Raw genomic sequence first — 2883 nt, 5'->3', positions numbered from 1 at the left:
TCGCCACGCGAATCCCGGACCGCCGGCCCCGCGCCGACCCGAGAGCCCGTTCACGCCACCGGCGAAATCCGCTGCCGATCGGCCGCGTCGACGGGTAACGGAGCGTTACGCGAACTCATTCAAGTTTCGCGCGTTCATCGCCGTGGACACCGCGACTACCGTCGAGTAATATAGAATTACCGACAATCTTCGAAACCAAAATATCTGACCAACAAGCCTTTACCCGGTCGGTATCTGCGGTACTGGTGATGAACCGCCGAACGTATCTGGGTGCGGCCGGGTGTGCGGGACTGGCCGGACTCGCGGGATGCATCGGACTGCTCGGGCTCGACGAGCACGTCGCGAATCCGATCGGCGTCGACGAAAACGTGCGGGCGGAGACGGAGTACCGCCAGACCGGAATCGACGACCTGGTGATCGAGGAGACCGTCGACATGCGGTTGTGGTCCGAGACGATCTCGGTCACGAACTACATCGTCGAACACGAAAAGCGGGTGGGAATCGAGCCGCTGATCGACGAGCGGGCCGCGGTTTTCGTCACGCTCTCGACACCCCAGATCTCCGTGGTCGGCCAGCAGGTCAATCCCGTCGAGGACATGGAGACCGCCGAACTCGTCGAGCTCGTCGCCGACAATTACGAGGACATCGGCTCGCCGAGTCACGCGGACGACGCCGAGATAACGATCCTCGACCAGGACGTGATCACCTCGACGTTCGTCGCCGACGCCACCTTCGTCGGCGGGCACGACGTCGAGGTCAACCTCCACGTCACGGAGGCCATCGAGACCGACGAGGACCTCGTCGTCGCCATCGGCGTCTATCCGAGGGAGCTGGAGTCCGAAGAGCGAGCGAACGTCGAAGCGCTGATGAGCGCCATCGACCCGGAGATCGACGTTCGGGGCGAGGGTGGGGACGACGGCGGAAGCGACGACGGCGGGGATGGTGACGGAAACGGCGACGGTGGAGGCGACGATGACGGCGGAAACGGCGACGGTGGAGGCGACGACGGCGACGGTGGAGGCGACGATGACGACGGAGACGACGATGACGACGGAGACGACGATGACGACGGGATCGGCGTCGATCTGAACCTCTAGCGAGTCGACGCGCCCGTCCGCCGATCCTCGAGCACCGATTCGACGTACTTGGCGAGCACGTCGACCTCGAGGTGGACCGGATCGCCGGGCGACTTCTCCGAGAGCGACGTCAGCTCGTACGTGGTCGGCACGATCGCCACCCTCACTCGATCCTCGTCCAGCCCCGCGACGGTGAGGCTGATCCCGTCCAGCGTGATCGACCCTTTCTCGACGACGTAGCGGGCGTAGCCCGGGGGTATTTCGAACTCGAAGTACCAGTCCTCGTCCACGGACTCGATCGCCTCGACCGTGGCAACGGCGTCGACGTGGCCCTGGACGACGTGGCCGTCGAAGCGGCCGTCGGCCGGCATCGCCCGCTCCAGGTTGACCGGATCGCCCGCCTCGAGTTCGCCGAGGTAGGTGCGCTCGAGCGTCTCGGTCGCGAGGAAGGTCTCGAACCACGCGTCGCGTTCGTACCGTTCGACCGTGAGACAGACGCCGCTGACGCTGATGCTCGCGCCGTGGGCGAGGTCCCCGGCGACCTCGTCGGCCCCGATCCGTAGCCGAAGGCCGTCGGGCGTCTCCACGCGCGCCAGCACCTCGCCGGTCTCCTCGACGATTCCGGTGAACATGCGCGGAGGTGGCCACCGCCGACCCATAACGGTTCCGAAACTGACACGCGTTCCACATTCGTTACGATAGGGCGGCGAACTTTTGGGGGCCGCCCGCCAACGGTCCCTCGATGGGTGGGATCGTAGACACGATCAAGCTGGCCGGCGTGCTGGTGTTCGCGATTCCGGCCGCGATGGCCGGGATGGCGTTTCTCAGCGAGGGAAACGTCGCCCTCGGCGGCGGCCTGCTCGGCCTGGCGGTCGGCCTGGTGGCGCTCAAGCGCGTGTTGACGTTGCCGACGGACGTGCCGGCGCTGCTCGCCAAGCGAGTCGGCGCCGCCGTCGCGACGGATCCCGAGGACGGGGACGAGTGATCCGACCGACGACGCCACCGCACCGGTTCTCAGGGCGTCGCGACCGCGCTCGGATCGAGCGCGCGGCTCGGTCGCGAGAGCCACCGCGCGTCCCCGTCCCGTCGCACCAGCAGGTCGCCGAGCTCGACCGCGGCCCCGTCCTCGCGCTCGGCGCGCGCCCGCAGCGCGAGGACGGCCCCCTCCTCGATGTCGTGATCGCCGCGGCGCGGCCGCTCGCGCGCCTCGAGCCCGACTCCGTAGACCGATCCCGACGCTCCCCGACCGAAGCCGAAGGAACGCACTTCCGCCTCGAGTTCCGTCTCGACGGCATCCACGGTCGCCCCGCCCGCGGCGAGCATCGTCTTCGCCGAGCGCAGCGCGCTCTCGACGGCGACGTGCGCCCGCCGCTCCCAGCCGCCGTCGGTGCCGGGGACGAGCGTCCTGACGAGTCCGGCCCGGTACTCCGACGGCTCGCGGGGCGCCAGTTCGAGGACGAGGGGCTCGCCGGAACGGAGCGGCTCGTCCGGTCCCGTCGCGCCGTCGCCGTTCGCCGACGGGCGGGGTTCGGCCGGGGAGCGTTCGTCCGACGATGAGCGGGTATCGGCCGGGGAGCGTTCGTTCGACGACGGGCGGGGTTCGGTCGGGGAGCCCGGGGCGGGCGAGCCGACGGTCTCGACCCGCGTGGATCCGGCCGGGACGGCGCCCGACTCGACGACCGCCACGTCGGCGAGCCGTCGGAGGCGCTCGGCCGTCAGGGGCGCGCCGTCCCGGCGGAGGCGACCGTCCTCGACCGTCGCGCCCGCCAGCACCGACGCGGCTCGATCGAGGCCCGCGCTCGCGGCC

General features: G+C 69.5%; 4 protein-coding genes. 2 read left to right on the top strand and 2 right to left on the bottom strand.

From position 1 onward, the window contains the following. The first annotated feature begins 248 nt into the window (after positions 1 to 248). Complete coding sequence (locus QZT59_RS16795) at positions 249 to 1097, top strand: DUF6517 family protein (protein WP_290818942.1); 849 nt, start codon at positions 249 to 251, stop codon at positions 1095 to 1097. Here the strand turns inward: QZT59_RS16795 and QZT59_RS16790 are convergent. Next, a complete protein-coding gene (locus tag QZT59_RS16790) occupies positions 1094 to 1708 on the bottom strand; it encodes a riboflavin synthase (RefSeq protein ID WP_290818940.1) in 615 nt (204 codons plus the stop codon). The genes QZT59_RS16795 and QZT59_RS16790 overlap by 4 nt on opposite strands. Before the next feature lie 110 nt (positions 1709 to 1818). Between QZT59_RS16790 and QZT59_RS16785 the strand changes: the two genes are divergently transcribed. Beyond that, the gene (locus QZT59_RS16785; RefSeq protein ID WP_290818939.1) at positions 1819 to 2061 is read left to right on the top strand and encodes a hypothetical protein; all 243 of its coding nucleotides are present in this window, start codon (positions 1819 to 1821) and stop codon (positions 2059 to 2061) included. 29 nt (positions 2062 to 2090) lie between these two features. Here the strand turns inward: QZT59_RS16785 and QZT59_RS16780 are convergent. Next, positions 2091 to 2883, bottom strand: a 793-nt coding sequence (locus QZT59_RS16780) for a M24 family metallopeptidase (RefSeq protein ID WP_290818937.1), incomplete at its 5' end; no start/stop codon positions are given.

The sequence above is a fragment of the Halovivax sp. genome, from assembly GCA_007119345.1.
GTDB lineage: Archaea > Halobacteriota > Halobacteria > Halobacteriales > Natrialbaceae > Halovivax.
Note: the sequence above shows the minus strand (reverse complement) of the source record. Positions and strands in the feature narration are given on the sequence as shown.

Bases quoted from the DNA above. Each gene is read 5' to 3' on its own strand.
- QZT59_RS16795 (WP_290818942.1), top strand. From the start codon at position 249: ATGAACCGCCGAACGTATCTGGGTGCGGCCGGGTGTGCGGGACTGGCC.
- QZT59_RS16790 (WP_290818940.1), bottom strand. From the start codon at position 1,708: ATGTTCACCGGAATCGTCGAGGAGACCGGCGAGGTGCTGGCGCGCGTG.
- QZT59_RS16785 (WP_290818939.1), top strand. From the start codon at position 1,819: ATGGGTGGGATCGTAGACACGATCAAGCTGGCCGGCGTGCTGGTGTTC.